Origin of the sequence: Algoriphagus confluentis (assembly GCF_036245625.1) — a bacterium.
In the GTDB taxonomy this organism is placed as follows: Bacteria; Bacteroidota; Bacteroidia; order Cytophagales; family Cyclobacteriaceae; genus Algoriphagus; species Algoriphagus confluentis.
Map to the genome: position 1 here is coordinate 49,116 of NZ_BTPD01000020.1, position 7,315 is coordinate 56,430.

Sequence of the window (7,315 nt, forward strand, 5' to 3'; positions counted from 1 at the left end):
TTCCTTTAGATGCAAGAGCCGATGATTTGTTACTCAATGAAGGTTAGTATTACCAAAATAAAGAGAATAAAATTTCATTGACTTGGAAATCCTACTGGTAACCTGGGTCAATTAGGCGGAATCAAAATATATTTTAAAAGTCCGGTAAAAAGGAGTTTTATAGTTGGATAGGAAAATTTCTGAATTTAGAGCTTGAGTTGAAAAGTTACCTTTTTAGTATTCCACTATTTTGAAAATTAGGAACTCTTTTTTTTCGGCCTTCAATTTCACCTTTTTTTAGGATAAGCGTATTTATCCAGAGTATGAAATTTTGGATTCTGTTGATGTAAATGGAAGATCCTCTTGGGTTTCTAAGAGGTCCGTTGAGATACCTTTCAAAAAATTCTGGATGCTTTTTATTGAGAAGGCAAATGGTGAGTTCTTTACCTTTTTTATCGGTTGACTTTCTCCTTGAACCTTTTCTTGTTCGGTAATAAAAGCCAACAAAAGGAAGTCTATATACTTTTCCTCCGTTTTTTAGAAAATTTATCCAGAATTCCCAGTCCTCCCATCCCCAAAGAAAACGAGGATCATATCCACCGGTTTTTTCCCAGTCTTTTTTTCTATACACTCCGGAAACAAAAATCATATTATCCAACGCCAAATTGCTTAGTGAAAAGGATTTTAAATTCCATGGCCCTTGTTTTATCCCGAATTTTTCAGCCAGGCAATAAACCAGTTTGGTGTCAGGATTTTTCTCAAGAAAATCAATTGCTTCACTCATATAATCGGAATGGATTTTATCGTCTGCATCTAAAGGGAGGATGTATTTTCCATTTGCATTCTCAATTCCATGGTTTCTGGCAACTGACGGACCTTGATTTCTTTGATGGATTACCCGGATTTGATCAGGATAAAGATTTTTCCAATCTAGGCAAATTTCAAGTGATCGGTCAACAGAGCCATCATTGACTAAAATGAGTTCAAAAGATTTATAGGAACTTAAAAAGACAGATTCAATTGTTTCGTTAAGAAAGTCTGCGCAATTAAATACCGGGATTACCACTGATAGAAGAGGAGGGGTATTTTTCATGGGGTTTGTAATTTTTTGAAGAATTGTTTCCGTTTATGGTTTAGGTAGGAGAAATAGTTTCTTTCCCCCCATTTATATTCGAAGAAATAGCGCTCATCTCCGGTGAGCCTTAGTTTTTCACGATCATTTTTTGTTTTCAATGTTTGACTTTCCAAATGGTCCACAAATGAATTGGTGACCAATCCATGAAGGATATGATGTTTTTCCAGTGTTTTTGCGAAATCATTATCTGAATACCAAAATTTCAATCGTTCTTCAAGTGGACCGGTGATTTGGAGTATCTCCCTTTTAAAAAATAAACACCAACCCGCTACTTCATCTCTTACTCCATAACCCAAGTGCACCCCTTGGTTAGGAGTAAAACCTCTTGGTGGGTGATTAAACCTGCAAAATGGAGAGGCACTTTTTATCTCAGGATTTTTAGAGAATTCTTCTAAAATGGCAGTTGCCCAACCCGGATGAAACTCAAGGTCATTATTGCAAAGACAGACAAAAGATGAATTAGTCATCCTAAGGCCTAAATTCATGAACTTATTATAGCCAAATTCCTGATTTGGAAATAAGGTTCTGCAAAAAGGATAATGATAAGGAAGAGTCTTAGCAGACTCAATTACTAAAATGTTAAATCTAATTTTGTCACCTGGCTCTGAATCAAGCAGAGTTTGTATCGAATTTTCCGTTAGATTTCTCAACTCCTTGCTTTGTCCGTTGGATAGGATGATGATATCAATGACTTCCATGGGTGTTCCTTTTTGTTTTTTCTTTTACGATTCAATGCTTTTAGATAAAACCAAATGACTTTATACCAAGGGATTAATCGGCTTATTTCTAGGAGATGATTCCAGTTGTTTAGAGGACCTAAATACATCATGTGTTTTACTAGAAGAGCTTTTCTGTGTAGGTTGCTTCGGATTAAAATCAGCTTTTCCCTATGATTAAGTTTTTCTGATTTTCGAAGTTCATTATCCAGCCAAGTCCTAAGAGCAAGTTCTCCATACTGCATTTTGGTAATATTTTGACTTACACTTCGGGGGTGTACACGAATCAGAGTATAAGCTCTAGAATGTGCAATGAATTTGACGTTTGCACCAGCCAATACGCACTGAAGCCAAAATTGCCAATCCTCAGTGTGGGCAATTTTCTCTTGAAATCCTCCGGTCTTTAAAACCAGGTCTTTTTTAATCAAAGGGCTACTGATAACTGCCAGATTATTCAGGATAAGATTGGAAAGGGCTTTTTCTCCGGAACCGGAAAATCTCCTCAGCCAGTCTCTATTGTTGAATTCCTGATCCAGGTAGAATTCATTTGGGTTTCCGTCTTGGAAATAGAAATTTTCAGTGTAAGAAATGTCGATACTCTTGTTTTGGGCAAATTCTCTAACTTGAACTTCTAGTTTTTCTGGACTTAACAGGTCATCCGCATCCAGAAATTGAATTAGCTCTCCGGTGCATAGTTCAACACCAAAATTTCTAGCCCGTGAAACTCCCAGATTTTTTTGCCTTTTGTAATGAATTCTTGAATCCTTCTGCGCCCAAAATTGTCCTACTTGAGGTGTGCAATCCAGCGAACCGTCATCAATTATCCATGCTTCCCAATTTGGATAAGTTTGGTTTAGTATAGAATTTATACAGTCAGGTAAGTAATGCCCGTAATTATAGCAGGGAATGATGATGGATACTTTCATAGCCTGAAGAACTTTAGTCTTTTGATTTTAAGTCCAAAACAATATCTCAGAGCGAAGAAAAATTTCCTCAAAGAAGTGCCGGGAATGAGGTAAAGAAATCGACCTCTGTTTTTCCAGATCAACCAACCTAGACGAGGAGAAAAAAATTGACTTTCTCTTCGCTGGGCATGTTCTATTAGCTGAATCTCAGCAGATGTTGAGGGATGATCCCCCAACACTTTTTTACATGTATATAACCAATAATTTTCTTGCTCCATTTTCCTTATGGAATGATTGGAGCGATGCCTTTTCATTTTTGTAAAGCTTGAATAATTGTTTCGGTGCTGTCGGAATAAAACCAAGGTTTTATCTAAATAGTCCACTGTTCCAAAACACATGGCTGTAAAAGCCAACCAATGATCATAGTAACCTTTTGCTGGAAATGGGTGAGCATGAGCTAATAGTTGCTTTTTAAAAAGTATACTATGCCCTGAAACACAATTCATTAACAATAATTTGGCAGGATCAGAACCCTTGGCAAACTGGAATTTTTCTGAGACTCTTCTTCCCAATGAGACCCCGGACTCATCCACCAATGCTGAATCATGATAAATTAAAATATGGTCCCCAATTCTGGAAGACATTTCCTCAAGCTTGGAAAAATCCCAAATGTCATCCTGGTCACACGGAGCAATTAGCTCTCCTTGGCATTTTTGAAATACTGATTCAAAATTTGACCTTATTCCTAGTTGAATTTTATTTCGAAAAGACCGGATAATATCCGGGAATTTTCTCTTATAAGCCTCTACGATTTCCCACGTTTGATCAGTAGAACAGTCGTCTTGAATTACAATCTCTATCGGCCTGTAGGTTTGAGCCAATAGTGAGTCCAGTTGTCTTGCCAAGAACCGCTCTCCTTGATAGGTGCAAAGTGCTATAGAAATGAGGGGATTGCTCATGCCTGTTCAAAACTTTGCTTATCAATTAGTCTGCTATAAATCCCTTCTTTGAAAAGTAGCTCAAAATGAGTCCCTTCCTCCTTAATTTCCCCATTTTCGATAACCAGAATTTGATCTGCTTTTTGAATGGTGCTCAACCGGTGAGCAATCACTAGAGTTGTTCTGTTTTTCATTAATTGCTGGAGAGCATCCTGAACTAAATGTTCAGATTCTGTATCCAAAGCAGATGTAGCTTCATCCAACAATAGAATAGGAGGGTTTTGAAGAATAGCTCTTGCTATACAAATTCTTTGTTTCTGACCTCCTGAAAGTTTAGCTCCCCTGTCTCCGATTACCGTTTCGTATCCCCCAGAGGTGTTCAAAATGAATTCATGTGCATTGGCAATTTGGGCTGCTTTCTCAATTTCTTCCTGGGTAGCATCTGGCTTTCCAAAAGCAATGTTGTTTCTGATGCTATCATGAAAAAGTATGGTTTCCTGGTTTACCATTCCAATCATGGATCTAAGGGAATGGGCGTTTATAGAGTTTAAATCGATTCCATCTAAGGTTATGTTCCCCAAAGTGGGCCGAATAAATCTGGGTATCATATCCATCAGAGTGGATTTTCCGCCTCCAGATGGACCTACAAGCGCAATGGTTTTCCCTTTGGGAATGTATAAGCTAATATCCCTTAAAACTCTTTTTTTCTCATAGGCAAATGAGACCTGATTAAATTTGATTCCTTCTCTAAAATTTAGAATGGATATTGACTCTTTACTTTCTTGAAAAGGATCCTTTTCATCCAAAATTTCCAAGACTCTTTCACCTGCGGCAAGTCCTGTATGCAATTGACTAAATGCTTCTGATAAGGCTTTGGCAGGTCGCATAACTTGGGAGAAAATGGCGATGTAGGTTATAAATCCTGATGCAGAAAGGGTGTCTTGACCAGACATAACTAAATTCCCTCCATATAAAACTAATATGGATACCATAGCCACTCCTAAGAATTCCGAAACCGGGGAAGCCAATTGCTGCCTATAGGCCATTTTTCTTCCTAGATTAGAATATTGGATATTTTCATGGTGAAACTTTTCCTTTATTCTTTCAGAAGCATTAAATGCCTTGATTATCCTTATACCAGTTAACGATTCATCCAAATAGCTGATCATCATCCCAAATCTTTCCTGAGCTTCTTTAGCCTGAGAGCGGAGTTTTTGGACAATCTTTGAAATGATCCATGCAGAAATTGGAATTACCAAGGTTGAAAAAAGAGTCAGCTTTACAGAAATGCTGAATAGAACCAATAAATAAAAGATAAGTTGGATAGGTTCCTTGATTACCACCTGAAGTGTTGAAGTAACCGAATATTGAACTACCTGTACATCGGAAGCAATTTTTGAAATGATCTGTCCCTTTCTTTGCTCATTAAAATAGGCTAGGTCTTTGTCCAATACCCGATTAAATATTGACCTTCTTAAATTCAATAAAGTATGGATTCTAAAATTCTCCATTACTCTAAAAGAGCCATATTTAAATAGGTTACTGAAAAACACTGAACAAAGGATTGCAACACAAATCCATTGAAGGGCCGTATTTGGCCCCAATTCTTTTTGCACCCAAAGGGTTAAATATTCAAACCACCCCATTAAATCAGTCCAAGTTGATGGTTCGCTCAATTCCTCTACACCCGGTTCTGAAAATAATGCAGTTAAAAGAGGAGCTAATAATGCCAGATTTAGGGTTCCAAATAAGGTGGCTAGAACCATTAGCAATAAATAGGGAATTGCGTAATGGCTTATAGGCTGTGCAAAACCTAAAAGTCTGAAATAAGTGCTCATGGTTTTACTCCCGTTAAATATGATGTTGGAGGAATAAGGCTTATTATTTCCTTTTCTACCTCTCGCAAAGATTTAATTGATCTTTCTTTGGTTCTAAGACCATAAAGGTTATTTCTAGATTGTAAGATTTCAGGCCATAACCGATTTAAGCCCTGGTAACTTTTTACAATCCAAATTTTACCTAGTAGTAATTTGGGTAAGACATCAAAGAAGAAGATTTGGAGCTTCCACAATCCGAGCTGGTGGCTCTCCAGGTGGATGGCGTGGAAAACCATTCTGTTCCTAAAATAAATCTCCTTTATTTTGGATTTGGAGGAACTTGACTTGATAGAAGAGGATCCTAAATGAAAGCAAAGGGAACTTGGTTCAAAATAACATTTCCATCCCATCTTCCATGCTCTTATTGATAAATCTAAATCCTCGGAGTAATAAGGGCTGTATACCTCGTCAAATCCTCCTAAGGTGAGGAGCTTTTTTCTATCAATAAGTGCATTTGCTCCTGATAAAAATAAAGTTGGGGGATTTACAGCTGATTTTTCCGGAAGATATTGGAAGTCTGCTTTTAACATCAATCCTCTTCTTCTTGGGATTTTAGCGCCAATTTCTAATTCTGAATTTTTGGATTTTAAAATTTGGCCCATAACACCAAATGTGTCCTCCAATTCAAAATATTTTAGCTGGTGGAGAAAATATTCGGGAGTCAGTTGAATGTCTGAATTCAAAAGAAATACCAGTTCTCCGGTGGCTTTTCTGATTCCCTGGTTGCATGAATAGCCAAAACCTCTGTTGGTTTGGTTTTGAATAATTTCTATAGAAGGAAAATTTTCCTTAACCCATTTTATCGAATCATCAGTAGAACAATCGTCTACCAGGATAATCTCGAAAAATAATCCAGTATTCTGGAGGGCTTTAAAAGTAAATGGCAAATAGGATTCTAGGAGGTCCCGCCCATTGAAATTAGGCAGGACCACAGAAATTTTTGTGGTCAAAATTTTAGTGGTTTAGTTTTTTCTAGAACGAATTAGTCTGGGTGAATCGCTACTTTATTCTTGAAAAAAAATCACAATTCGATAATGCCTTTCTTTTTTGCTATTGATGCTATTCCCTAATACCCATGAAATCAGCGATTTGAATTTTTTATGTTTCCCGTTATAAAGTGGTCAGGGAAAATGTTCTGGTTCTATCTGGCGAAAAATAATCTGGTAATAAATATTCCCTTTCCATCTTCTAGGCCGGAATCGCTTTCAACTCCGGAGGTCACAAATTCTAAAGTCCATCCTTGTTCTAGCAAATCGTTAATTTTGGAAGAAATCATAGCGTCGTTGGAGGCAATGTTTTCAATATTTATCCCTGGTAAAGAATAGAAATTGAGCAATTTGGTTTCCTCAATGTCCTTTATTCTTACATCTTTTCTCCTGATATCCTTTTGCCCGTTTCGGTTTTGTTCAGTTCTTGTTGTAGTGAAATCTTTTGAATCCACGTATGCCTGATTATCGATTATGACACTTCGACCAATTCCCATTGGAACAATGGACTCCAAAATAGTGATGATTTTAAATTCCTTGGGTCTGGGTGAATAGGGTTGGTTTTGAGCAAAAGCAATTCCTACTAGTCCTGTTAAGAAAATTGAGGTAAGCCGTGTTCAACTTATAAGTGCAACACCTAATTTTTGTTTGAGTTTTTGTATTGGACTAAGGTAATTAAACTTTCTAACGGGTCTGTTATTGATTTTAGCTTCGATTGCTTGTATTTGTTCTGTTGAGATTTCATTGAGGTCAGTTTTTTTAGGTAAGAAAGCTCTAAT

Annotated in this window: 7 protein-coding genes and 1 pseudogene; all 8 read right to left on the reverse strand. The window is 37.1% G+C overall.

What is annotated here, in order from left to right; genetic code table 11:
- Positions 1-205 precede the first annotated feature (205 nt).
- Positions 206-1,072: a glycosyltransferase family 2 protein gene (locus tag AAA943_RS20805; RefSeq protein WP_338226314.1), complete on the reverse strand. Its 867-nt coding sequence runs from the start codon at positions 1,070-1,072 to the stop codon at positions 206-208.
- Positions 1,069-1,812 carry a glycosyltransferase family 2 protein gene (locus AAA943_RS20810; protein ID WP_338226315.1) on the reverse strand — a complete coding sequence of 248 codons (744 nt, stop codon included), beginning with the start codon at positions 1,810-1,812 and terminating at the stop codon, positions 1,069-1,071. Before AAA943_RS20810 ends, AAA943_RS20805 begins: the two co-directional genes overlap by 4 nt.
- A complete protein-coding gene (locus tag AAA943_RS20815) occupies positions 1,761-2,756 on the reverse strand; it encodes a glycosyltransferase family 2 protein (RefSeq protein ID WP_338226316.1) in 996 nt (331 codons plus the stop codon). Before AAA943_RS20815 ends, AAA943_RS20810 begins: the two co-directional genes overlap by 52 nt.
- Entirely contained in the window at positions 2,753-3,694 is a 942-nt protein-coding gene (locus AAA943_RS20820; RefSeq protein WP_338226317.1) for a glycosyltransferase, read from the reverse strand. Before AAA943_RS20820 ends, AAA943_RS20815 begins: the two co-directional genes overlap by 4 nt.
- Entirely contained in the window at positions 3,691-5,511 is a 1,821-nt protein-coding gene (locus AAA943_RS20825; protein ID WP_338226318.1) for an ABC transporter ATP-binding protein, read from the reverse strand. The genes AAA943_RS20820 and AAA943_RS20825 overlap by 4 nt, the downstream gene beginning before the upstream one ends.
- Entirely contained in the window at positions 5,508-6,500 is a 993-nt protein-coding gene (locus tag AAA943_RS20830) for a glycosyltransferase family 2 protein (protein ID WP_338226319.1), read from the reverse strand. Before AAA943_RS20830 ends, AAA943_RS20825 begins: the two co-directional genes overlap by 4 nt.
- Before the next feature lie 191 nt (positions 6,501-6,691).
- Positions 6,692-7,051: a hypothetical protein gene (locus AAA943_RS20835; protein ID WP_338226321.1), complete on the reverse strand. Its 360-nt coding sequence runs from the start codon at positions 7,049-7,051 to the stop codon at positions 6,692-6,694.
- A 102-nt stretch (positions 7,052-7,153) separates the two neighbouring features.
- A pseudogene (locus tag AAA943_RS21945) lies at positions 7,154-7,315 on the reverse strand (IS30 family transposase); the annotation flags it as partial.